Source organism: Chimaeribacter arupi, assembly GCF_002858805.1.
Taxonomy (GTDB): Bacteria; Pseudomonadota; Gammaproteobacteria; order Enterobacterales; family Enterobacteriaceae; genus Chimaeribacter; species Chimaeribacter arupi.
In genome coordinates this window covers 112,694-136,658 of record NZ_PJZI01000010.1, presented here as the reverse complement: position 1 = coordinate 136,658, position 23,965 = coordinate 112,694, and the positions used below count along the sequence as shown (strand labels likewise).

Annotated in this window: 18 protein-coding genes; 5 read left to right on the top strand and 13 right to left on the bottom strand. The window is 58.6% G+C overall.

The window, feature by feature from the left end:
• On the top strand, window positions 1-675 hold a 675-nt coding region (locus tag CYR52_RS22630), incomplete at its 5' end, for a hypothetical protein (RefSeq protein ID WP_165699079.1).
• Between the two features lie 165 nt (window positions 676-840).
• On the opposite strand, the gene CYR52_RS08405 is transcribed toward CYR52_RS22630, so the two are convergent.
• From CYR52_RS08405 to nrdD, 3 genes are all read right to left on the bottom strand, one after another.
• Window positions 841-1,575, bottom strand: coding sequence for a response regulator (locus tag CYR52_RS08405; RefSeq protein ID WP_079205176.1), 735 nt, complete (start codon window positions 1,573-1,575; stop codon window positions 841-843).
• 174 nt (window positions 1,576-1,749) lie between these two features.
• Window positions 1,750-2,214, bottom strand: coding sequence for an anaerobic ribonucleoside-triphosphate reductase-activating protein (gene nrdG / locus CYR52_RS08400; protein WP_101828418.1), 465 nt, complete (start codon window positions 2,212-2,214; stop codon window positions 1,750-1,752).
• 6 nt (window positions 2,215-2,220) lie between these two features.
• Window positions 2,221-4,317, bottom strand: a complete 2,097-nt coding sequence (gene nrdD, locus CYR52_RS08395) for an anaerobic ribonucleoside-triphosphate reductase (RefSeq protein WP_101828417.1) — start codon at window positions 4,315-4,317, stop codon at window positions 2,221-2,223.
• A gap of 313 nt (window positions 4,318-4,630) precedes the next feature.
• On the opposite strand from nrdD, the gene CYR52_RS08390 reads away from it, so the two are divergent.
• Window positions 4,631-5,647, top strand: coding sequence for an NAD-dependent epimerase/dehydratase family protein (locus tag CYR52_RS08390; protein ID WP_072927157.1), 1,017 nt, complete (start codon window positions 4,631-4,633; stop codon window positions 5,645-5,647).
• A gap of 4 nt (window positions 5,648-5,651) precedes the next feature.
• On the opposite strand, the gene treC is transcribed toward CYR52_RS08390, so the two are convergent.
• The 3 genes from treC to treR form a co-directional block, all read right to left on the bottom strand.
• Window positions 5,652-7,316 carry an alpha,alpha-phosphotrehalase gene (gene treC, locus CYR52_RS08385; protein ID WP_101828416.1) on the bottom strand — a complete coding sequence of 555 codons (1,665 nt, stop codon included), beginning with the start codon at window positions 7,314-7,316 and terminating at the stop codon, window positions 5,652-5,654.
• A 79-nt stretch (window positions 7,317-7,395) separates the two neighbouring features.
• Complete coding sequence (gene treB / locus CYR52_RS08380) at window positions 7,396-8,823, bottom strand: PTS trehalose transporter subunit IIBC (protein WP_072927160.1); 1,428 nt, start codon at window positions 8,821-8,823, stop codon at window positions 7,396-7,398.
• A gap of 171 nt (window positions 8,824-8,994) precedes the next feature.
• The gene (gene treR, locus CYR52_RS08375) at window positions 8,995-9,948 is read right to left on the bottom strand and encodes a trehalose operon repressor TreR (RefSeq protein ID WP_101828421.1); all 954 of its coding nucleotides are present in this window, start codon (window positions 9,946-9,948) and stop codon (window positions 8,995-8,997) included.
• Window positions 9,949-10,285: 337 nt separating this feature from the next.
• On the opposite strand from treR, the gene CYR52_RS08370 reads away from it, so the two are divergent.
• The gene (locus CYR52_RS08370) at window positions 10,286-12,721 is read left to right on the top strand and encodes a beta-N-acetylhexosaminidase (RefSeq protein WP_101828415.1); all 2,436 of its coding nucleotides are present in this window, start codon (window positions 10,286-10,288) and stop codon (window positions 12,719-12,721) included.
• Window positions 12,722-12,787: 66 nt separating this feature from the next.
• On the opposite strand, the gene CYR52_RS08365 is transcribed toward CYR52_RS08370, so the two are convergent.
• The 4 genes from CYR52_RS08365 to CYR52_RS08350 form a co-directional block, all read right to left on the bottom strand.
• Window positions 12,788-13,744: a TerC family protein gene (locus CYR52_RS08365; RefSeq protein ID WP_072927163.1), complete on the bottom strand. Its 957-nt coding sequence runs from the start codon at window positions 13,742-13,744 to the stop codon at window positions 12,788-12,790.
• Window positions 13,745-14,040: 296 nt separating this feature from the next.
• Window positions 14,041-14,769, bottom strand: coding sequence for a glutamine amidotransferase (locus CYR52_RS08360; RefSeq protein ID WP_101828414.1), 729 nt, complete (start codon window positions 14,767-14,769; stop codon window positions 14,041-14,043).
• 12 nt (window positions 14,770-14,781) lie between these two features.
• Window positions 14,782-15,771, bottom strand: a complete 990-nt coding sequence (locus CYR52_RS08355) for a Gfo/Idh/MocA family protein (protein ID WP_101828413.1) — start codon at window positions 15,769-15,771, stop codon at window positions 14,782-14,784.
• 39 nt (window positions 15,772-15,810) lie between these two features.
• Window positions 15,811-16,317 (bottom strand): M48 metallopeptidase family protein, encoded by a 507-nt coding sequence (locus CYR52_RS08350; RefSeq protein WP_072927167.1) that lies wholly within the window; start codon window positions 16,315-16,317, stop codon window positions 15,811-15,813.
• Between the two features lie 153 nt (window positions 16,318-16,470).
• On the opposite strand from CYR52_RS08350, the gene rlmG reads away from it, so the two are divergent.
• Window positions 16,471-17,610, top strand: a complete 1,140-nt coding sequence (gene rlmG, locus CYR52_RS08345; RefSeq protein WP_072927168.1) for a 23S rRNA (guanine(1835)-N(2))-methyltransferase RlmG — start codon at window positions 16,471-16,473, stop codon at window positions 17,608-17,610.
• A gap of 3 nt (window positions 17,611-17,613) precedes the next feature.
• Here the strand turns inward: rlmG and CYR52_RS08340 are convergent, their stop codons facing one another.
• Both CYR52_RS08340 and CYR52_RS08335 read right to left on the bottom strand, forming a co-directional pair.
• The gene (locus CYR52_RS08340; RefSeq protein WP_101828412.1) at window positions 17,614-19,635 is read right to left on the bottom strand and encodes an NADPH-dependent 2,4-dienoyl-CoA reductase; all 2,022 of its coding nucleotides are present in this window, start codon (window positions 19,633-19,635) and stop codon (window positions 17,614-17,616) included.
• Between the two features lie 253 nt (window positions 19,636-19,888).
• On the bottom strand, window positions 19,889-20,560 hold the full coding sequence (locus tag CYR52_RS08335) for a LuxR C-terminal-related transcriptional regulator (RefSeq protein WP_072927172.1): 672 nt from the start codon (window positions 20,558-20,560) through the stop codon (window positions 19,889-19,891).
• A gap of 451 nt (window positions 20,561-21,011) precedes the next feature.
• Between CYR52_RS08335 and CYR52_RS08330 the strand changes: the two genes are divergently transcribed.
• The gene (locus CYR52_RS08330; RefSeq protein ID WP_072927174.1) at window positions 21,012-21,878 is read left to right on the top strand and encodes a crotonase/enoyl-CoA hydratase family protein; all 867 of its coding nucleotides are present in this window, start codon (window positions 21,012-21,014) and stop codon (window positions 21,876-21,878) included.
• Window positions 21,879-21,937: 59 nt separating this feature from the next.
• Here CYR52_RS08330 and pdeR read toward each other — a convergent pair whose 3' ends face one another.
• The gene (gene pdeR, locus CYR52_RS08325; protein ID WP_072927175.1) at window positions 21,938-23,932 is read right to left on the bottom strand and encodes a cyclic di-GMP phosphodiesterase; all 1,995 of its coding nucleotides are present in this window, start codon (window positions 23,930-23,932) and stop codon (window positions 21,938-21,940) included.
• Between the last annotated feature and the right edge of the window lie 33 nt (window positions 23,933-23,965).

Genomic DNA, 23,965 nt, shown 5'->3' with positions numbered 1-23,965 from the left:
TCGAAGGCGAAAGGCCTGATTGAGCCGATGGACAAAGGCCATGGCGTGCAGCCGAAGCCTATCGCCACCGGTGAAGGTCAGGGTGCGGAAATCCGCGGGCCGGAAGCGGCAAGCGCAGGCACTATCCATCTCGATATTGCATCGAAAGCGAAAGGTCTGATTGAGCCGATGGACAAAGGCCATGGCGTGCAGCCGAAGCCTATCGCCACCGGTGAAGGCCAGGGCGTGGAAATCCGTGGTCCGGAAGGGGCAAGCGCAGGCACTATCCATCTCGATATTGCATCGAAGGCGAAAGGCCTGATTGAGCCGATGGACAAAGGCCATGGCGTGCAGCCGAAGCCTATCGCCACCGGTGAAGGTCAGGGCGTGGAAATCCGTGGTCCGGAAGCGGCAAGCGCAGGCAATATGGGCCTCACGGTTGAGCCGAAAGCGAAAGGTCTGATCGTCCCGGGTCAAAACGGTGGCGGCGTGCAGCCGAAGCCGGCTTCCCAGTTCGAAGGCAAGGTGATTTCTGCACCGGAGATGAACGGTTCGGCAGCCAGTGCCGGGAATATGACGATCAGCAAAGGAGCCTGGCAACCGCTGTTGCCGGAGTACTCGCTGTCCGCCAAGCAAACCTATCAGAATGCTGAATGGTCGCAGGCAAATACCTTCTCAAATAACAAGAAGGGCTAAAGGGATTAATTAATACAGCCTGATTTGTTATAGGTACTTAACTGAAACGTGCTTCCTCGGAAGCACGTTTTTTTATGTCTGATATAAAGTTTAATAAGGCAAGGAGAGTCGGCGTGGGAGTAGGGCGAGAAAATAACGCGTGGCAGGGATAAAAAACAACAGCAATTACGCTTGCTTATTCTCTTCCTTAGGATCAGCGGCCAGTTCATAACGAAGCTCTTTCACTCTGTTTATCAACTGTATATCATTTGCTGCACCTAATTTCCGCATGGCCATGGTTTTCTGGTTGCTGATCGTTTTAGGGCTTTTACAGAGTTCGTGAGCAATCTGTTTAATGGAATGCCCTTCACAGATAAGCTGGATAACCACCTTTTCCCGGGCAGAAAGACTATGCCAACTGCTGTTTTTTTGCCGCCCAGATAAAAACGAAGACAAAATCTCATGGGAAATACTGGGTTGCAGATAAAAACTGCCGTTATGTACCCGGCGCAGCGTATGGACAATGAGCGAAAGATCTTCTTCACTTTTGCGTATCACGCTGGCCGCGCCTGCTTCCATGGCTTCAGCAATCTGATGTGATGTCAGGTTCGCACTGTAGAACACAATGTTAATATGCGGAATATAACGATGAATACTCCTTAATAATTGGGTGCCCTTGGTATCCAGTGACTCTGTAAAGTTACTATCACATATAATAATATCCGCCTCATACATAACCAGTTTTTTGAACAGGTCTTGGGCTGTGGAACTGGTAAATACTACCTCAATGTCGTGCTCTTCCCGTAATAACGCCCGCAATCCATAGATAACGATAGGGTTTTGATCCGCTATCGCCACTTTGATTTTTTTATCTGACATCGATGTGCCGGAACGTAAGGCACCGGGCTTTTTTCTTTGCATAATAGTCCGTGGGTTAAATGAAGATACAGTAAGTGTAATTTGTGTTCCTGCATTTGTATATTTAGTTGCCCGCCGAAAACGCACCGTTTTTGTAATATGGGAAACAGAGCTCAGAATTTCGCGCCATTCTGAGCTCTGTAAAAAGCAGGGAGAGAATAAAAAGCGAACGCGTGATTAACGCAGCCGGTGGATCACCTGATTACTGCTGCCGCGCCAGATCAGTGCCGGATCTTTAAGATCCTGCACAAACTTGCCATCAATCAGTACGTTGATGAAACTGACGACTTCGCGTTGCGCCGGCGTCAGTGTACCCAGCTGGTAACCGGTCCATAACCAGATATCTTTTCCCTCACATGCCGCCCGGACGCGCTTCACCAGATGCAGGATGGCGGAAAGGTTCTGCGGATGCAGCGGATCGCCGCCGGAAAGTGACAGCCCCTGGCGTGGAATGCGGGAATCATTCAGGTCAGCAATAATCCGATCCTCATCTTCGGGGGTAAACCGGCGGCCGGAGTCCAGCCGCCAGGTACTTTTGTTATAACAGCCGGGGCACTGGTGCTCGCACCCGGCCACAAACAGCGTGCAGCGCGTGCCGGGGCCGTTGACCACATCGATCGGGTAGTATTGATGGAAATGCATCAAAGTTTACCCCAACCGGCCGGTGTGCAGGTGCTTGACCCGGCGTTTAACCTCTTCCTGCTTGCCGGCGTTAAACGGCCGGGCATCCGGGCTGCCGAGATAGCCGCACACCCGGCGGGTCACCGACACGGTGCTGGCATCATGGTTGCCGCATTTCGGGCAGGTAAAGCCTTTGCTGGTGCAGTCAAACTCACCGGTAAAGCCGCACGCATAACATTCATCGATCGGTGTATTGGTGCCGTAATAGGGCTTGAGGTTATGTTGCAGGTTCGGGTATTCGCCGTAACAGATGAACCCGCCATTCGCCAACGGCGGGTAGGGCGCTTCAAAGTCCAGTTTGGCGTAAGGGTCTACGCGTTTTTCCACATCGAGGTGGAAGCTGTTGGTGTAGTAGCCCTTATCGGTGACGCCCGGCACCACACCGAATTCTGCGGTGTCCAGCCGGCAGAAGCGATCGCACAGGTTTTCGCTGGGGGTGCTGTAAAGGCTGAAACCGTAGCCGGTTTCCGCTTTCCATGCGTCGGTAGCGGCCCGCAGCCGGGCGACAATCTGCACCGCTTTGGCCTGCAGTTCGGCATGGTCAAACACATGCCGGTTACCGGAAAGCGCATTGATGGTTTCATGCAGGCCGATGTAACCCAGTGAGATCGAGGCGCGCCCCCGTTTGAAAATCTCCGCGACATCATCATCCGCCTTCAGGCGCACCCCGCACGCACCCTCCATATAGAGAATCGGCGCAACCCGTGCCTTGACGCCCTCCAGCCGGGCAATCCGCGTCATTAACGCTTTTTTCGCCAGCACCAGCCGTTCATCCAGCCGCATCCAGAACAGCGATTCATCCCCGCGGGTTTCCAGCGCAATACGCGGCAGGTTCAGGCTGATGACGCCGATATTGTTGCGCCCGTCATGGATCTGCTCGCCGTCCTCCTCATACACGCCCAGGAAACTGCGGCAGCCCATCGGGGTTTTGAACGAACCGGTGACCTTCACCACCTGTTCGTAATTGAGAATATCCGGGTACATGCGTTTGCTGGCGCACTCCAGCGCCAGCTGCTTGATGTCATAGTTCACATCCCCCGGCTTATGGTTGACGCCGTCACGAATGGCAAACACCAGCTTAGGGAACACGGCGGTTTTGCGGTTCTTGCCCAGCCCGGCGATGCGGTTGCGCAGAATGGAGCACTGGATCAGGCGTGATTGCCAGCAGGTGCCGAGGCCAAAGCCAAAGGTGACGAACGGCGTCTGCCCGTTGGCGGTATGCAGCGTGTTGACCTCATACTCCAGCGACTGGAACGCGTCATAGCACTCCTTCTCCGTGCGCTCCCTGGCATAGCCGTCCGCATCCGGGATCTGCCATGCCTGCGCCGTGGTGAGGTGTTTTTCAAAGCTGGCCGTCACGTAGGGCGCGAGGATCTCATCAATCCGGTTGATGGTGGTGCCGCCATAAATATGGCTGGCGACCTGCGCGATAATCTGGGCGGTGACGGCTGTCGCGGTGGAGATCGACTTCGGCGTCTCGATCTCGGCATTGCCCATCTTGAAGCCGCCGGTCAGCATCCCCTTCAGGTCAATCAGCATACAGTTGAACATCGGGAAAAACGGCGAATAGTCGAGATCGTGGTAATGGATCTCGCCGCGCTCATGGGCCAGCACCACATCACGCGGCAGGATATGCTGCTTGGCGTAATGTTTGGCAACGATGCCCGCCAGCAGGTCGCGCTGGGTCGGGATGACTTTGCTGTCTTTATTGGCGTTCTCATTGAGCAGGGCGTGGTTACGCTGTTCAACCAGCCCACGGATCTCCTGGTTCAATTTGCCGCGCTGTTCACGGGCGACATCGCGATCGTGGCGATACTCAATATAGGCGCGTGCCAGCGCCTTGTGCGGGCCGGCCATCAGCAGGTTTTCCACCGCTTCCTGGATCTCATGGATGTCCACCTGAACCCGCTTGGCCAGTTGGGCGGTGACATGCCGGGCGACCCCGGCGCAATAGGCGTTATCCTCCAGCCGGGCCGCCTGCGCCGCCCTGGCAATCGCCTGCATGATCCGCGCTTCATCAAATAAGACCCGGCACCCGTCCCGCTTTATCACCACTGGTTTCACGATGGCACTCCTTTGGTGGTTATCACCCGGCAGGGATACCCGGCCGTAATGATAAGAATGACTATATATAGAAGAGGGTGATTACTATACGCACTACATGTAGTGCTTTGGCGAGAGTTAATGGCGCTTTGCTTGATATAAGACAAAGAAAAAAGTGTGCTGGGGAAACTCTGACCATTCCCCTCCGGCGTCGCCCCAGAGGCACAAGTAACGCCGCAATATTAGAGATTAACGATTTTTTTACACTCGCTGCCCGGCTACACTGCTGAAAGGAAGCTATTTTCGGCATGGCATGAAAACGGGCAGGAGAGCAATGAAAGTATTGGTCACTGGAGCGACAAGCGGGCTGGGGCGCAATGCCGTTGAATGGCTATTGCAGGCGGGCCATCAGGTTCATGCCACCGGGCGTAACCCGGCGGTGGGCGAGGCACTGGCGGAACAGGGCGCGCAATTCACCGAACTGGACCTGGCCGTGGCGGACATTACTGCCTGCCGGGCGCTGGTAGCGGGCTGTGATGCTGTCTGGCACTGCGCTGCCAATTCCCACCACTGGGGCGACTATCAGTCGTTTTATGACATCAACGTCATCGCCACCGAAAATCTGTTACAGGCGGCCGGGGAGGCGGGCATCGGGCGCTTTATTTACGTCTCCTCCGCTGCGCTCTATTTCGACTACCGCCACCGCTACAACGTGGAAGAGACGTTCCGCCCGGCGCGCTTTGCCAACCACGCGGCAGCCAGTAAATACGCGGCGGAAGAGAGCATCCGGCGGCTGATGCCGCACTACCCGCATACCTGCTGCGTCATCCTGCGCCCCGGTGCGCTGTTTGGCCCATACCAACAGGGCATTTTGCCGGAGATGCTGGAGAACCTGCGCCACAGCAAAGGCATTCTGGCCCTGCCGGGCGGCGGGGTGGCGCGCGCGGAATTCACCTTTGTGCTGAATGTGGTGGAGGCGCTGGTGCTGGCGACAGAGCAGCCGGCGCTGGAGAGCGGGGCGGTATTTAACATCACCAACCATGAGGCGCAGAGCCTGGCGCTGATACTGGAGATGCTGCTGGGGCAGCAATTGGGGATTCAATACTACCTGCGGGCTGCGCCTTACCAGGTTGCTTACGGCCGTGCGGGGCTGCATGAACTGGGCAGTATGATGCGGCGGCAACCGCCACGCCTTACCCGGCACGGGGTCGCCACCGCCGTCTATGACCTGACCTTAAGCCGCCACCGCGCTCGCAACACGCTGAATTACACGCCGCGTTACGCGCTGGCAGAGGGCATGGCCTTAACCGCACAATGGATGATTGCGCAGGGCCTGGTGACCCCGCGCTGAGGCCTCAGCCGCGCATCCAGTAAATCGCCTCAAAGGGCTGTAACGTCATGGCCGCCGGTTGTGCGGCAGTATCGCCATAGTTGCCCATGATCCGCTCCCAGCCCCCGGTGGTCACGGAAGGCTGCCACGGTTGCGCCTCCCGGCTGAGGTTGGCGGTCACCAGCAGTTGCTGGTCACCCTGCTGACGCAGGTAACACCAAATCCAGGGGTGATCGGGCAGCAGATCCTGATAATCACCGTGCGTCAGGATCGGCAACTGTTTACGCAGGGCGATCAACCGCTGGTAGGTGTAAAACACCGAATCCTTATCCTCCAGCGCCTGTTTGACGTTGATCACCGGGTAGTTGGCGCACGGCTCCAGCCACGGCGTCACGGTGCTGAACCCGGCATGATCGCTCTCATCCCACTGCATCGGCGTACGGCCGTTATCGCGTGATTTCCCGGACAGAATATCCAGCAGTTCCGCCTCCGGCCGCCCGGCTTCCAGCAGTTCAGCAAACATATTCAGGCTTTCGACATCCCGGTATTGCGCCAGATAGCGGTAACCGGGGTTGGTCATGCCAATCTCTTCCCCCTGATAGATATAGGGCGTGCCCTGCATCCCGTGCAGCACCATCGCCAGCATTTTGGCGGCCGGCACCCGCAGCGCGCCGTCATCCCCAAAGCGCGACACCGCACGCGGCTGGTCATGGTTACACCAGAACAGCGCATTCCAGGCGTGGCCGTGCATACCCTGCTGCCACTCGCGGAAGATCTGTTTGAGCTGCACGAAATCCGGCCGTGCGCGTGACCACTTTTCACCGTTCGGGTAATCCACTTTCAGGTGGTGGAAGTTGAAGGTCATGGAGAGTTCGCTGCCGTCCAGCGCCGCATAACGGCGGCAATGTTCCAGCGAGGTCGAGGACATCTCGCCCACGGTCATCAGCCCCAGCGGCTGGAAAACCTCCCGGCTCATCGCCTGCAAAAACTCATGGCTGCGCGGGCCGTCGGTGTAATAGCGGCGGCCGTCACCGGTCTCATCCGAAGGCAGGCCAGGGGTTTTGGAGATCAGGTTAACCACATCGAGCCGCAGGCCATCGACCCCTTTTGCCGCCCAGAACGCGCAGACTTTATTCAGCGCCTCGCGCACCGGCGGGTGCTCCCAGTTCAGGTCAGCCTGCTCGGGGGCAAACAGGTGCAGGTAATACTGGCCGCTGGCCTCGTGCCACTGCCAGGCATTGCCGCCAAACTTGGAGCGCCAGTTGTTCGGAAGGCCGTCCGGCGTGTCGGGGTTGCGGTCGCGCCAGATGTAGTAATCGCGGTAGGGGCTGGCCGGGTCTTGCGCCTGCAGGAACCACTCATGTTCCGTGGAGGTATGGTTGAACACCATGTCCATGATGATGCGGATGCCGCGCCGGTGCGCCTCTTCGGTGAGGTGCTCGAAGGTTTCCAGGGTGCCGTAAGCCGGATCGATGGAGCAGTAATCCGCAACGTCATAGCCGTTATCCACCTGCGGCGAGCGGTAAACCGGCGTCAGCCACAGTGCGTCCACCCCCAGCTGTTGCAGATAATCGAGGCGGCGGATGACGCCGTGCAGATCGCCCAGCCCGTCACCGGTGCTGTCCTGAAAACTCTTGGTGTAAATCTGGTAAATAACGCCGTTTTGCCACCAGGGCAGAGTTGCGGACATGACAATGACTCCCATAGTAATCAGAAAAAATCAGGAAAAGGGGAAAGCAACGGGCGCCCTGACGGCGCCCGTTGAAGTCTCAGGTGTAGGCCAGCTGGCCGCGGCGCATTTTGCGCTGGTAGACCAGCACGGTCAGTGCGATCGGGATGACGATCGCCGTCAGGATCGCGACTGCGTAGGTGCCCCAGAATTGCGGTTTGATTGACAGGATGCCCGGCAGCCCGCCCACGCCGATGCCGTTGGCCGTGACATGGGCCAGCCCGCAAATCAGCGCGGCGCAGGCGGAGCCAATCATCGCGCAGAGCATTGGGAAGCGGTACTTCAGGTTGATCCCGTACATGGCGGGTTCGGTGACGCCAAGATAGGCGGAGATGGCCGCCGGCACCGAGATTTCACGCTCGTTGTGTTTCCGGCTGACGATAATGATGCCGGTCACCGCCGCGGCCTGCGCAATATTGGACAGCGCAATCAATGGCCAGACCGGCGTACCGCCCATGTTCTGGATCATTTGCAGGTCAATGGCCAGCGTCGTCTGGTGCACGCCGGTCACCACCAGCGGGGCATACAGGAAGCCGAAAATGGCCGCGCCGATCGGGGCAAAGCTGCCGGTCATCATCGCTTTCACGGCCCAGGCCACGCCGTCACCAATCATACGGCCAAACGGCCCGATGAGCGTATGGGCAAGGAAAACGGCCAGCATCAGCGAGCATACCGGCACCACCACCAGCTCCAGGTAGTTAGGCACAATGCGCCGCAGCCGGGTCTCGATAAACGCCAGGGTTAACCCGGCCAGCATGGACGGGATCACCTGCGCCTGATAGCCCACTTTCTCAATGGTAAACCAGCCAAAATCCCACACATCCGGGACTTGTTGCCCCAGCAGGTAGGGGTTCATCAATTGGGGTGACACCAGCGTCACGCCCAGCACAATGCCGAGGATCGGCGTGCCGCCCAGTTTTTTTACCGTGGCCCAGCAAATCCCGACCGGCAGATAGAAGAAAATCGCCTCGCCCAGCAGCCAGAGGAAATCGTACAGGGTCTGCCACAGCGGGTAGATCTGCGCCAGCGTCCTGCCGTTGCTCATCGGGATTTCACCGATGATGTTGCGGAACCCTAAAATCAGGCCGCCGCTGATCAGCGCCGGCAGCAGCGGGAAGAAAATCTCCGCAAAATGCGAAATGCCGCGCTCAAAAATGGTCATGTTCTGGCGGGCCGCCACCTTGGCCTGCTCTTTGTTGGCCCCGCTGTTGCCGCTGGCGGCGATCAGCGCCTTATAGTAGTCGCCGACTTCCGGGCCAATCACCACCTGGAACTGCCCGGCATTGGTGAAACAGCCTTTCACCATGCGCAACGCCTCAATCGCTTTGGGATCGGCTTTGGTTGGGTCGTTCAGGACAAAGCGCAGCCGGGTAATACAGTGGGTGACAGTGGCAATGTTGCCGCTGCCGCCAACGAGCGCAATCAACTGCTCAACATCAGACGGGTTTACCGTGTTCTTTTTGCTCATGGTTTTATGCTCTTTATTAGCCGCGTGGGTGAAGGCGCATTTCCGGCCGGAACAAGGGAAGGTGTTTTAAAAGCATAGCGTGAATCTGCGGGCGTGAAATTGGGAACGTTCCCGGTTTGAGCGCAGCATCACAGATATTTGTGAGGAAACGTTAAAACGCTGAGATGAGAGTCAGGTAACGAGGTGGCAGGGCACGGTAATCTGGCGGATGCCGTGCTGAGGGTGCTGAAGCTGTTTAAGCAACTGTTCGGCGGCACGCAGCCCGGCGGTGCCGTACCCCATCTCAATGGAAAACGTCTCCGGGAACAGGAAACGCAGCAGCGGGTTATTGCCGATGCCGCACACCTGCACCGCGGGCAGGGCATGCTGTTGCAGATATTTGGCCGCGCCCAGCGCAATAGTGTCTGACGCGCAGACCAGCGCCTGCATACCGGGGCGCAACACCTCGGGCGCCAGCCGGAAGCCGCTCTGGTAGCGCAGCTCACCAATGGCAACCTGCGGCACCAGGCCGGTGTCGGCACAGTAATCGAGATACGCCTGCTGGCGGCGCAGGCCGGTGGTGGCATCTTCCGGGGTCACGCCGATATAGCCGATCTGCGGGTGGCCCCGCCGGCTGAGTTCGTCCATCAGCAGACGCACCGCGCCCGCATCGTCATAACAGACCGACGACAACCCGGCGTAGTCGCGTGCCAGCGTCACCATGTTGGCCTGCCACGGCTGTAGCAGCGGCTCCTCGAGCCCGGTAAAACCAAACAGGATCACCCCGTCCACATTGCGCTGGCGCAGCACCTGCAAATGCTCCTCCACACGGGCGGGCGAGAACTGGCTTTCCATCACAATCGGGTCGTAACCGTGCTGGTAGAGCAGCGGCAGCATGGCGCGTACCGCCTGGTTCTCTGACGGGGAGTCGAGCCGGGAGACGATAATCCCCACCACTTTGTCGCTCTGGCCGCGCATGGCCCGCGCCGATTTTGACGGCGTAAAACCGTGCTCGCGGATCACCGCTTCCACCCGTTCCCGGGTGCGCGGGCTGACACTGCCTTCGTGGTTAAGCACGCGGGATACCGTGGATTTCCCCACGCCGCTGAGGCGGGCAATATCTTTGATGGTCAGACGGGTTGTCATGATGTACAGCAGATTCCACGGCGGCAAGAACAAGGCCTACCTTTGTAACTGAAATCCCGGCGCTCTGCACCCCCTCTTCAGGCAAACACGGCACTGGGGTGGGGAAATTCTTAATTTTGCCGGAAAAATTTCCCTGAAACAGCAGGAGGGCCGGGCGCAACCCCCGGTAACCAGCTGAAAGTTTCTGTTATTAAAGGGCATGATCGGGCAAGCGGCAGACAAGACGTGATCTCCGGCGGTTTTTTGGCCATCGGCGGCGACGGGACGCAACTTACCCTTTATTATTCGCCGGGTTACTCTTGCGCACAGCTGTAATGACTTCCAGGGAATGATAAAAATGAAACGCTGCTTACCCGCCACGCTGTTGGCCTCGCTGATGCTGTTTTCACCCGCCCTGTGGGCGCTGCCCGCCGGCGATCTGCCGCTGATGCCCTGGCCGCAAAAGGTCGAGGGCAACCCGCAACAGGGCCAGCTGGTCCTTGATAACCGCCTGACCCTCGGCGTCAGCGGGGATGAGCTCGGCCCGGCCATTGACCGCTGGCGCCAACGGATAGAGCAGCAGACCGGCTGGACGCTGCTGCCACAGGCGGATAACCCCCAACAGGCGCTGATCATGGTGGTGATCAAGCAGAAAGTGGACCCGCAACCGCTGCCGGACAGCGACGAACGCTATCAGCTCACCATCACGCCGCAGGGGGTGGTGCTGAATGCGGAAACCCGTTTCGGCGCACTGCGCGGCATGGAGACGCTGTTACAGCTGATCCACAATGACGGCGGCCACACCGCGTTGCCGCTGGTGCGCATCTCAGACGCGCCGCGTTTCCCGTGGCGCGGCGTGCTGCTCGATTCTGCGCGCCATTTCCTGCCGGTCAGTGACATCAAACGCCAGCTTGACGGCATGGCCGCGGCCAAGCTGAACGTATTCCACTGGCACCTGACCGACGACCAGGGCTGGCGCTTCGCCTCCACCCACTACCCGAAACTGCAACAGCAGGCGAGTGACGGCCGGTTCTACAGTGTGGAGCAGATGAAAGAGGTGGTGGCCTATGCCACGGCGCTCGGCATCCGCGTGGTGCCGGAGATTGACCTGCCGGGCCACGCTTCCGCGATTGCCGTGGCCTACCCGGAGCTGGTCAGTGCGCCCGGCCCCTACCTGATGCAGCGGGAGTGGGGCGTGCATAAGCCGACGCTCGATCCCAGCCGGCAGGAAACGTACCAGTTTGTGGACACGATCATTGGCGAGGTGGCGGCGATCTTCCCGGATCCCTACCTGCATATCGGCGGGGATGAAGTCGACCCGGCACAGTGGAACGAATCGCCTGCCATCCAGGCGTTTATGAAACGCAATAACCTGGCCGACAGCCATGCGCTCCAGGCGTATTTCAACCAGAAGCTGACGCTGATCCTCGGCTCCTGGCAGCGCACCATGGTGGGCTGGGACGAAATCCATCACCCGGACCTGCCGAAAACGGCGGTGATCCAATCCTGGCAGGGGCCGGACGCGCTGGGCACGGTGGCGCAGGAGGGCTACAAAGGGCTGCTTTCCACCGGCTTCTACCTCGACCAGCCGCACAGCGCCGCTTACCACTACCGCAACGAAGTGCTGCCGCAGCCGCTCTGGATCGACGATCGCGTCCATCAGGATGAGAAAGCGCAAAGCTGGGCCTTCACCATGCCGCGCCTCAAGGGCAAACCGGCAGAGGGCAGCGTGACCCTGATCGAGGGGCCGCAGGGCTGGCGCGGGTTTATCGATTTCAACGGCAAATCACGCCGGGCGGTGCGCAACATCGTGTGGCGTGACGCGAATGTGACCTTCCAGATCGACACCTGGATGGGCGACACCCGGCCGGTGCTGACGCTGAAAAACAGCACGCTGGACGGCTACTTCCTGATCGGCAATGTGCGCTACCCGGTCAGCGGGCAGAAGCTCGCCGCCGTGCCGGCCGGGACGGCGCCGGTGGTGCCGGATCGCACCGGTGCGGCCAATATCCTCGGCGGTGAGGCGGCGCTCTGGGCGGAGATGATCACGCCGCAGGTGATTGACCTGAGGCTCTGGCCGCGCGCGTTTGTGGTGGCTGAGCGGCTCTGGTCAGCGCGGGACGTGCAGGACGAGCAGAACATGTACCGGCGGCTGGCGGCGGTGGATGCCTGGTCGGTGGTGTCAGTGGGGCTGCAACAGCACGCCGACACCACGCGCCTGCTGACCCGGCTGGCGCAGAGCACGCAGATTGCGCCGTTGCAGGTGCTGGCGGAAGCGGTAGAACCGGCGCAGTACTACACGCGCCTGCACCTGAAATTCCAGGCGGGCAACTATCACCAGTTCGAGCCGCTGAACCGCTTTGCGGATGCCCTGCCGGCGGAAAGTGACGACGTGCGCCAGATGGGCCTTGAGGTTCAGCAGTTGCTGGCTGACCGCACTGACAGCGCCGCCGCGGAGTCCCTGCGCCGCCGCTTCACCCGCTGGCAGGCCAACAGCCCGGAGGTTGCGCCGCTGCTGGCGGGCAATTATCTGCTCTCCCCGCTGCAACCGGTGGCCGCAGACGTGAATGCGCTTGCGGTGCTCGGCCTGCGGCTGGTGGACGTCGCCCAGCGCGGCAGCATGATGAGCAATAACGAAGTGAAACGCGCCAGGCAGTTACTGGACAAGGCCTCGGTGGTGCGGGATGAGGTGGTGATCGCGGTAGTCTATCCGCTGGAAGCGTTACTGGACGGCATCACCCGCAAAGAAGAGGGTGGTGAGGCGAAACCGGGCGGCAATAAACCCCGGCGTTAACGCAGAAAATATACACAAAAAAACGGGGCAGACATTCTGCCCCGTTTTTCTTTATTTCGTGATCAATCAGACGCGCGCGGCGCGTTTGTTCACCCAGACGTTCAACAGCAGGGTCACGGCCAGAATGCCGCCCACCACGCCCAGCGAGACGGCGACCGGGATATGGTAAATATCCATCATCAGCATCTTGGCACCGATAAACACCAGGATCACCGCCAGGCCATACTTCAGCAGCGAGAACTTCTCCGCCACGTTCGCCAGCAGGAAGTACATGGCGCGCAGGCCGAGGATCGCAAACAGGTTCGAGGTCAGCACGATAAACGGGTCAGTGGTGACCGCGAAGATCGCCGGAATGCTGTCCACCGCGAAGATCACGTCACTCAGCTCTACCAGAATCAGCACCAGCAGCAGCGGGGTAGCGAAACGCACGCCGTTGCGGTAGGTGAAGAATTTCTCCCCGTCCAGCTCGTCGGTCATCCGCAGGTGCTTACGCAGCCAGCGCACCAGCGGCTTCTCACCCAGCACTGCGTCGTCCTCTTTCGCCAACGCCATTTTAATGCCGGTAAACAGCAGGAACGCGCCGAACACATACAAAATCCAGTGGAACTGCGTCACCAGCCAGCTGCCGCCGAAAATCATTATCGTACGCAGCACAATCGCACCGAGCACGCCGTACACCAGCACCCGCCGTTGCAGGCTGGCCGGTATCGCAAAGTAGCTAAACAGCATCAGCCAGACGAAGACGTTATCCACCGCCAGCGCTTTCTCAATCAGGTAGCCGGTCAGGAACGCCAGCGCCTGTTGGTCTGCGACCTCACGCCCAAGGGTGCCGTTGAGGTACCACCAGAAACCGGCGTTAAACAGCAGCGCCAGGCTGACCCACACCAGCGACCAGCAGGCCGCGCTTTTCATGGACATGGTTTGCTGCCCACGTTTGCCCTGCAACAGCAGGTCTACCGCCAGCATAATGGCCACGATGACAGCGAAACTGCCCCATAGCCACGGGTTTCCAACAGAGTTCATACGGTGCTCCTGAGTATCCTGAAAACAAAAAACGGCCGACATCGGAAGACGTCAGCCGCTCTGTTGAGCTGTAAGCAAACCCCGCCTTCCGGCAAGGTCTCACTTACAACACGGACAACATTGCTTATGCCTGAATGCGCAATGTTCTCGGGTTGCCCCGGCTACCGGGTGCCTGAAACAGACACCGTAATGACGATAAACCGGCGAAGAAGTTACTCCCCTTTGCTGATGACAAAATAATACAAAATGTTTCAGTGCTCAATATGTCATCAGGTAAAGATTCGTCAAACTTATGTTTACTGTTGCTGACTGTGACCCAGCCCGGCGACAAACGCCTGTAACAACCCCTGACTGACGGGCGTATCTTCCGCCGGATGCGCCATCAGTTCAGCCTGCCTCTCCGGCATCAGCGTTGCCTGGCGCATCAGGTAACTTTTCATCACCGCGCCGTTAAATTCCGGGTGGAACTGGGTGCCGAAGGTGGTGGCGTTAAACCGCAGGATCTGGTGCGGGTCGTGCTCGGAACGCGCCAGCACCTGCGCGCCCGGCGGCGGGACGAGCACCGTCTGCGAGTGGATCAGGTTGGCGGTAAAGTGCGCGGGCAGCGTGGCACAGAGCGGGTCATGCTCCGCGCCCGGCAGCCGCTCCAGCCGTTTGGTGCCGCACTCAATGCCCTGCGGGTGGTAACCCACCTCGCCGCCCAGCGCATCAGCCAGCAACTGGTGCCCATAACAGACGCCGAACACCGGCAGCGCGATTTCTATCGCCTGACGCAGCCAGCCCGCCGCCCATTCGCTCCACACCAGCCGGTCAGTCACCATCGCGCCCGAGCCGGTAATGATCACCCCGCTGTAAGCCGCCGGGGAACCGGGCCGCTCACCCTGCGGCAGGTGCACCACCTCCAGCGCCTGCGGCGAAATGGCCCCCTGATGGATAAACATCTGGCGGTAATTCTCATGCTGCTGTTGGATCACCTCCGGGGCATCACCGGTTTGCAGGATCAACAAAGGCTTGGGCTGCGTCATACTCTCTCCTTGTCAGGCGTCAGGGGCGCTGTCGGCCGGGAATACTACCCCGGTCTGGCGGCGGATCTCAGTCAGCAGATGGGCGGTGATGCGGGAGGTCTCCAGCCCCGGATGCTCAACCTGCCCGGCCTCTACCAGCCGGGCAAAGGCTTCTGCCTCATACAGCATGGTGTTGATATGTTGCGGCTGGGTCAGGTCCAGCTTCTGGCCGCCGCGCGGCGTAAAGGCCACGGCCTGGCATTCGGCGAGTTTCTCAATTTCCAGCGTGCCGCCTTCGCCCTGAATTTCGCTGGGCAGCGCGGAGTCACTCACTTTGGAGTGGGCGATCACCACCTCAAACTGATCATAGTGAAGGATCACCGTGCCGTGCCCATCCACACCGCTGGCCAGCAGGGCGGCGCTGGCAGTAACGCGTTGGGGTTCACCCCACAGCGCCACGCTGCTGGCCAGGCAGTAGTAACCGATGTCCATGATCGAGCCGTTGGAAAACGCCGGGTTAAAGGTGTTCGGGTTCTCCCCGGCCAGATAACGCGGGTAACGTGATGAGAACTGGCAATAGTTGAGATAGACCCGGTGCAGGGTGCCGACCCGTGACAGGCAGCTTTGCAGGTGCAGGAAATTGGGCAGCCAGACGGTTTTGAACGCTTCAAACAGCACCACCTGATGTTCGCGTGCGCAGGCGATCATCTGTTGTGCCTCACGCGCATTGGAGGCGAGCGGCTTTTCACAGATCACATGCTTGCCGTGGCGCATAAACAGCAACGCCTGTGCGCAGTGCAGGGCGTTCGGGCTGGCGAGGTAGACGGCATCCACCTGATCGCTTTTTGCCAGCGCGTCCAGATCGTCAAAATAGTGGGCGACCGGGTAATCCTCCCCGAACGCTTTGGCCTGATCCAACGAGCGGGAATAGATCGCGGCGAGGCGCAACTTGCCGCTTTCATGGGCGGCATCGATAAAGCGCTGGGTGATCCAGTTAGTGCCAACAACAGCAAAGCGAATCATGGGTAACTCCATGTGCAGGCAGCCGGGGCCGCCATCGGTTCAGGAATAAAGTTTGCCGAACAGGTCCAGGTGCGTCAGATAGAGCCGGGTATCAAATTCCAGTTGATGGTAGGCCGGGTCCATATGGCAGCAAAGGCTGTAAAAGGCCTTGTTGTGGTCTTTCTCTTTCAGGTGCGCCAGCTCGTGCACCACAATCATCCGCAGAAACGCCTCCGGCGCACTTTTAAATACCGTCGCCACGCGGATCTCCGCCTTGGCTTTGAGCTTGTTGCCCTGCACCCTGGAAACCGCAGTGTGCAGCCCCAGTGCGTGCTTCATCACCTGAATTTTGCCGTCATAGGCGACTTTGCTGATCGGCGGGGCGTTGCGCAGAAACTGGTTTTTCAGGTCAGTGGTAAACTGGTAGAGCGATTTGTCCGTGGTGAGGTCGTGCGGCTGCGGGTAACGCTGCAACAACACATTGCCCAGACGCTGCTCAGTGATCAACTGGCGTACCTGATGCAGTAAGTGATCAGGATAGCCCTGAAGGTAAGTCAGTGGTTGCATCGGTTTGGCTCACTCTCCGGAAAAGGGATGCCGCGCTTAGGGCAGGCAGAAACGCGCCGCCACGGCAATAAAGCCAGTTTTAACCGAAAAAACATTTTACTGACAGGCAAATTTAAGGGATAAACAGCCCAAATTTTTTATTCAGGAGGGGCGATGAGCCTATTCGAACTGGGAACGTTGCGCCTTGAGCTTGAGCGCTACCCGCAGCAGGAAGAGATCACCACGCTGCAAGCCTGGGATGCCGCAGATGAATATCTGCTGGAAACCCTGGACATTACCGCTGCTGACGGCAAACCGTTGCTGATTTTCAACGACACCTTTGGTGCGCTGGGGTGTGCGCTGTCGGCGCATCAGCCTTACAGCATCAGCGACTCTTACATGGCGCAACTGGCCGTACGCCACAACCTGGCGCTGAACGGCTGGGACCCGGAATCAGTAAAAGTGCAGGACAGCCTGGCTCCGTTGCCGGATGCGCCGGGGCTGGTGGTGATGCGTGTGCCGAAAACGCTGGCGCTGCTGGAGCAGCAACTGAAAGCGCTGCGGCATGTGGTGACGCCGGAGACCGTGATCATTGCCGGGGCCAAAGCGCGGGATATCCACACCTCTACCCTGCAACTGTTTGAAAAGATCCTGGGGCCGACCAAAACCAGCCTGGCGAAGAAAAAAGCCCGCCTGATTTTCGCCACTGTGGCCGATCTGCCGGTCAATGACCAGCCGGTGATCAGCGAATGGGCGCTGGACGGCACCGACTACCGCATTGCCAACCATGCCAACGTCTTTTCCCGCGGCGGGCTGGACATCGGCGCACGCCTCTTTATGCAGCACCTGCCGGAAAACATGGAAGGGCGGATTGCTGACCTCGGCTGCGGCAACGGCATTATCGGGTTGATCGCCCTGGGGCAGAACCCGGACGCAGAACTGCTGTTTACCGATGAATCCTATATGGCGGTGGCGTCCAGTGAGATGAATGTGGTGCGTAACCGCCCGCAGGATCATGCGCGCTGCACCTTCCAGGTGGATAACCTGCTGGCGCATGTGGAGCGTGACAGCCTGCAGGCGGTGCTGTGTAACCCGCCGTTCCACCAGCAGAGCACCATCACGGACGTCACCGCCTGGCAGATGTTCTGTGATGCCAAGCGCTGCCTGCAAAACGGCGGCGAGCTGCGCATCGTCGGCAACCGCCACCTTGACTACTACCACAAGCTGAAACGCTTGTTCGGCAACTGCGAAACCCTGGCTTCCAGCCAGAAGTTCGTGGTGCTGCGGGCAGTCAAAACCCGCGCATACCGCTAAACGTCAGATCGTTAAGGCCAGCCGGGTGCCCTGATCAATCGCCCGGCGGGCATCCAGCTCCAGTGCCACCTCTGCGCCGCCAATCAGGTGCACGGTTTTCCCCAGGGCGGCCAGAGGGGCCTGCAACGCCCGTTGCGGCTCCTGCCCGGCGCACACCACCACATGGTCCACGGCCAGGCAGTGCTGCTCCGCCGCGCGCTGAATATGCAGCCCGCGATCGTCTATACCCAGATACTCCACGCTGTTAAGCAGGGTGACCCCGCGCTGCATCAGGGAGGCCCGGTGGATCCAGCCGGTGGTTCTGGCCAGCCCGCTCCCCACTTTGCTGGTTTTACGTTGCAGCAGGAAAATCTGCCGCGCCGGGCGCTCAGCCACGCCCCCGTGCGGCATCAGGCCGCCCGGTTGCGTCAGGGTGCGATCCACCCCCCATTCGCGGCAGAACTGCTCACTGCTCAGGCTGGCGGCCGGGCCGCGCTGGCTCAGGTACTCTGCCACGTCAAAGCCGATGCCGCCGGCACCAATAATCGCCACGCGCGGCCCCACCTCCACCTTGTCGCGCAGTACCGCCAGGTAGCTCAGCACTTTCGGGTGATCGATGCCGGGGATGGCCGGGGTGCGCGGCTCCACGCCGGTTGCCAGAACCACCTCATCAAACCCGGCCAGATCCGCGGCATTGACCCGCTGCCCCAGCCGCTGTACCACGCCCAGCAACGCCAGTTGGGTGCGGTAATAGCGCAGTGTCTGGCTGAACTCCTCTTTACCGGGGATCAGCCGGGCGAGGTTAAACTGACCACCGATTTCCGGCCGCGCATCAAACAGCGTGACATGGTGCCCACGCGCTGCCGCCGTAACGGCGAAGGCCAACCCGGCCGGGCCGGCACCCACCACCGCCAGCCGTTTGGGCGTCAGAACCGGTATCGAAATCAGCTCAGTTTCGCGGCAGGCAACCGGATTGACCAGGCACGAGGCGACTTTGCCGTCAAAAACCTGATCCAGGCAGGCCTGATTACAGGCGATGCAGGTATTGATCTCCTCCGGGCGGCCCTGCGCCGCTTTCTGCACAAACGCCGGGTCAGCCAGGAACGGGCGCGCCATCGACACCATATCGGCCATACCGTCTGCCAGCAGTTGCTCTGCAACAGCCGGATCATTAATGCGGTTGGTGGCGATCAGGGGGACCGAAACATGGCCCATCAGCTGTTGTGTGACCCAGCCAAACGCCGCCCGCGGCACGCTGGTGGCAATGGTGGGAATACGCGCCTCATGCCAGCCGATGCCGGTATTTAACAGCGTCGCGCCGGCTTGTTCAATCTCTTGCGCCAGCGCCATGCTTTCCGCCAGCGTCTGCCCCTCTTCGACCAGATCAAGCAGCGACAGGCGATAGATGATGATGAAACGGGGGCCGGTGACCTGCCGCACCGCCCGGACAATCTCCCGCGCAAAGCGGCGGCGTTTCCCGGCACTGCCGCCCCAGCCATCATGACGGTGGTTGGTGCGCGCCGCGAGGAACTGGTTAATCAGGTATCCCTCTGAGCCCATGATTTCTACTCCATCGTAACCGGCCTGCTGGGCCAGCCGGGCGCAGCGGGCAAAATCCGCCACGGTCGCGAGGATCTTCTCCTCTGACAGCGCTTCCGGCGCGTAGCGGTTAATCGGCGCCTGAAGGGCGGAAGGGGCGACCGGGTGCGGCTGGTAGCTGTAGCGCCCGGCATGCAGGATTTGCAGGGCGATTTTCCCGCCGGCCTGATGTACGGCGGCTGTTACCTGCCGGTGCCCGGCCAGTTGTGCTGATGACACCAGCGTAGAGGCACCGGGGTAAACCACACCCTCGGCGTTCGGCGAGATGCCGCCGGTGACAATCAGCCCGACACCGGCACGGGCGCGTGTCGCATAAAAGGCCGCCAGCCGCACCGGGCCGTCCGGCAGCTCCTCCAGCCCGGTGTGCATCGAGCCCATCAAAACGCGGTTTTTAAGCGTGGTAAAGCCCAGGTCAAGGGGGGCAAGCAGGTGGGGGTAAGCGGCCATAAGCATCTCCGGCAATAAAAACAGGGCTCTTCCTGCACAAGGCATCACAACCTTGCTGAGTGGTCGGATGAGTGTAGGGGGCAAAAGAGGGGAGATGAAGCGGTTAAAAACAGTCTCTTCAGGGAATGTGAAGTTGTTCAAAAATCTGCTGCCGGGTCGTTGCCGTACATCACCCGGAAAAGCGAGCGGTCGTCACAGGGAGCCACCCATGCTCCCTGTTTTATCTCATCGGCGTGCGCCGGCTGCGTCGTGTTCAGCCAGCCTCTTCGCCGCCGGATGATTTATCCCCATAGGAAAACTGGCTGCCGATTAACAACAATTCCGTATCATTTTCGACCCCTAATTTTTTCATCGCCTGCCGTTTTTGCGCACTGACCGTCTTAATACTGCGGTCAAGCAGCCGTGCGGTTTCGGTGACGTTATAACCAGAGAAAATGTATTTAATGACTTTATCTTCACATTCACTTAATGCCAGCCGCGAGGTGCCCAGAGTTAATGGGCGTGGGCGCTTATCAATAAATTGATGTTCACGGATGCTGCGTGAAACGTAATTCTGGCCTTCAAGGATTTTCAGAATGCCTTCAATTAATTCAGCAAAAGGATCACGCTCCGAAAGCAGGCCATTCAGGTATTTCCGGGATTTTAACAACAGGGAAGAAGAAGCGATGCCGGTAATCATGGCGAGTTTTTTACCGGGTGATCTTTCGTAAAAACGGCTGATAAACGGCAGGTGGATGCTGAACATATCTTCCGGTGCATTGATGCTGGCAAGGAGCAGATCAAACTTCTCCTCAATATGGTAAATATCCTTTAATAAAATCGTATTAACCACCTTCAGGGTCTTGTGGCTTTGTTCATTAATAATATGGGTAAGCCCGTATTTAATTATGGGGTTATCCCCGGCAATGATTATTTTATAGGGCATAGTATAACTCCTGATAAGATAATTAATCACATGCAACAATCTGGAAAATGATGCGATTATTTCTGCAATACCATTTGCATTTCAAATGATGCGTTCTCATCAGGATGCGAGCAATTAAATAATAGTTAATTATATATTCATCTTCCGTGAAGAAGTGACGTGCTAACCCGTTATTACACAAGGTTTTTTAGAATATTTTTCGATATTATTTATAAGGGTGAAATTTTATAAGAGCAATCTTATTCAAAACAGCTTCTTTTATTTTTATACGCAATTTGATCAAAAAATGCGATTACGGAGCCTATAAAACTCACCGATCATTTTTTAATCGGTGCACCCCTGTTTTTATATATTCACTGCATCATCTGCTGCAATGGATTCAGTTCATCGTTGCGCTGCACTAGGCTGGTCTGGCTTCACCCGACATACACTGAAAAAAACAGGACTTATTATGAACCTTCTTGACCATCCATCTTGCCGCGCATTTACTGAAGCCGGCAACCTTTCACAAATTTCTGCATTTTATGAAGAGGGTCGCAATGTTGTCTGGATGATGCTGCGGGCTTACCCACGCCCCTGTTTCAACCAGGCGTTAATTGACGACATTATGAAATTAGCCGATGCGGCCAAAACGTCACAGTTGCCGATTGATTTCTGGGTAACCGGGTCGCTGGTGCCCAACATCTATAACGTCGGCGGCGATCTCAACTATTTTGTGGAGGCGATCACAAGCCGTAAACGGGAGTCGCTGCGGGCCTATGCCCGTGCCTGTATTGACTGCGTCCATGCCGCCTCCCAGGGGTTTGGCGTAGGCGCCATTACATTAGCGATGATTGAGGGTACGGCGCTGGGCGGCGGGTTTGAAGCGGCCCTGGCGCACCACTATGTGCTGGCGCAGAACAACGCGCGCATGGGCTTCCCGGAAATCGCGTTTAACCTGTTCCCCGGCATGGGCGCCTATTCCCTGGTGACCCGTAAAGCAGGGATGCGGCTGGCGGAGGAACTGATCAGCAGCGGCGAATCCCATACCGCAGAGTGGTATGAGAACCGCGGGCTGATTGACCACCTGTTCCAGCCGGGCAGCGCCTTTGAGGCGACCCGTACTTTCATGGATACCCTGCGGCCGAAAATGAACGGCATGCGGGCGATGATCCGTGCCCGGCAGCGGGTGCTGCAACTTACCCGCTCCGAGCTGATGGACATCACGGAAGATTGGGTCGACGCCGCCTTTACCCTGGAAGAGAAAGACATCGCCTATATGGAACGCCTGGTGATGTTGCAAAACCGCCACACCGCCAGCCTGCGCAAAGCGGGTTAACCGGTTCAGGCAGTATGACTGCCTGATTTAGCATTATTGCCGGCACAACCGTGACCGGTTTACTTTGATGGGTGAAGCACATCATTGTTCGACAGCCAATGCTCCAGCTCCTCTGCGGGCATTGGCTTCGCATAGAAGTAACCCTGTTTGTCATCCACGCCCATCTCATCGACGAAACGCTCCTCGTTTTCAGTCTCTACGCCTTCCGCCACCACTTTCAGGTTCAGCGTTCTGGCAACGGCGATGATTGCCCGTACCAGTGCCTGTGAAACGTCGTTATTGCTGATGCCGCGCACAAAACTCTGATCGAGCTTGATGTAGTCGATCGGGATGCGCGCCAGTTGGGAGAGGGAAGAGTAGCCGGTACCGAAATCGTCCAGGTAGACGTCGGCACCCAGCGCCTGCAACTGGCCGATCAACGACACCGCCGTGCTCTCATCTTCGATCAGGCAGCTTTCGGTCAGCTCCACATCCAGCAGGCACTGTGTCATGCCCGAGGAGGCCATCGCCTCTTTGAACGTGGGGATCAGCGTGTCACTGCTGAGCTGCCGCGCGGACAGATTCACGGCGATACGCAGGTTCAGCCCTTTCTGTTGCCAGGCCATCGCCTGATTGGCTGCGGTTTCCATCACCCATTTACCCAGGGGGCCGATAAGCCCGGACTCCTCGGCATACGGGATAAACTGGGCAGGCGCAATCAACCCGCGTTCCGGCGAATACCAGCGCACCAGCGCCTCGACGCTCTCCACCCGGCCGGTGCCGGCGGAGATTTTCGGCTGGTAATAGAGGAGAAGCTGCTGCTCATCCAGTGCTTTGCGCAGGTTGGTGTCCAGCCACATGTACTCGGCCACTTTGTAATTCATCTCCGGGGAGAAAACCCGGTGCGTGCGCCGCCCCTGATCTTTGGCGACATACATCGCGGTGTCTGCATTCCGGATCAGGCTCTCGGCGTTGGTGCCGTGCTCAGGGCAAAGGGCAAGGCCACAAGAGCAGCCGGTATAGACTTCAATCAGGCCGATGCGGAAGGGCGTTTTCAGGCGGCTGTGGATCTGCACGGCGCAGGCTTCCAGCGCTTCCAGGCTGGTATTTTCGCTGAGGATGATAAATTCATCCCCACCCAGCCGGGCCAGCGTATCCCGCGGGCCGAGGCACTCCTGGATGGACGTCGCGACCTCCTGCAACAGGCGATCGCCAAACATATGCCCGTAGGCATCATTCACTTTCTTAAAATTATCTAAATCCAGGTAGATCACCCCCACAGCGGTGTCGCCGCGGTCGGCCAGCGCGGCGTTCATTTTTTCCATGATGGCGTGGCGATTGGCGAGCCCGGTGATGGTGTCAGTGTTGGCCAGAATACGCAGCCGCTCCTGCGCCATCCGCTCATCGGTAATGTCGGTACCGGAACAGATCAGGAACGTTTGCTGCTTGCCGCTGCCGCTGTGCACAAACTTATTGCGGAACAGAAACAGCCGCTGGCCTTTGACGGTATTGATCCAGCGTTCGACTTCGTAGGATTGGGCCGTCTGGAAAAAGCCGGTAATGTTCTGGCGGGAGGCGGTGCCCTCCTCGAGTGACATAAACAGGTCATAGGCACTTTTGCCGATGACATCTTTCTCTTTGACGCCGGTGTACTCTTCACTCAGGCGGTTAAAGCGCTGAACTTTTCCTTCCTGATCAACGATAACAATCACCGAATTCGCTTCAGACACGACCTGCTCGGCAAAGGATAAGCCGACCTCCAGATCATGCGCGACGGAAGGGGTGTCGTAGTAGTCGGACGCAGTACCGCCCCACTCTTTAGGGCCTATGCGGCGGCCAACCAGATGCAGGCGCAATGGTGTTCCATACAGTGAAATATCAAGGGAGAAACTGGCCGTCACGCCGGTCAGTTCCCGGATGGTCATCGCCTGGTAGCCGGTAAGGGCAATGGCGACGTTGGTCATATTTTTTTCCGCAGAGAGTTCCAGCGCGTTGCTGTCCGCATGGAGTCGCCAATAGGGGCGGGGGGTACCAAAATGTTGGTACAGGATCGAACCATCTTGATTTTCGATCATGAAGACATCTCCGCAGAAGAGGTTTTGCAGGCT